Source organism: Mucilaginibacter sp. P4_E8, assembly GCF_056401495.1.
The window spans coordinates 1-509 of record NZ_JBFUJG010000459.1; the positions used below are offsets into that span (position 1 = coordinate 1).

Sequence of the window (509 nt, forward strand, 5' to 3'; positions counted from 1 at the left end):
GGTTGATGATGGAACCGGTAAAACCGCCGATTATTCCAAAATATCAATTTATAACGTAGCCTCTAACAAACCTGATAGCGCTTGGATAGATGATGCTCAAAGTTATTATGGGCTTAAGGCAAAAATTCGTGCTAATGTAGCCAATAAAACTTTTTCGGTATCCAAAGCTGACGAATTATACTTTGGAGTAAAGGTTACAATAACTGATGGAAAAATCATAAAAGGTGCGGCCACCGCGCCTGGAAGTAAATTGAAAACCGATTCAATATATTTTAAAGCCCAGTATAGCGACTCTCCAGGTGTAACATTTACCTACAGTGGATATGCCAGAACCCGCTTTGATTCGGATGATCATTAATAATTAATAATCATAATGTATAGCCCGGAGCATGTAAAATGCTCCGGGTTTTTTATGTGATATTATTATTATACAGGTTTTTAACAATTAGACTAATATAAATACGTCATATTATGGGTGATTTTCACATATCATGTTTTTAATTTACATA

General features: G+C 34.8%; 1 protein-coding gene. It reads left to right on the forward strand.

The genetic code is table 11. The annotated features are described in order from the left end of the window. Nucleotides 1-358: lipid-binding protein (locus tag AC1DRQ_RS32090; protein WP_477430298.1), on the forward strand; the 358-nt coding region annotated here is incomplete at its 5' end. Between the last annotated feature and the right edge of the window lie 151 nt (nucleotides 359-509).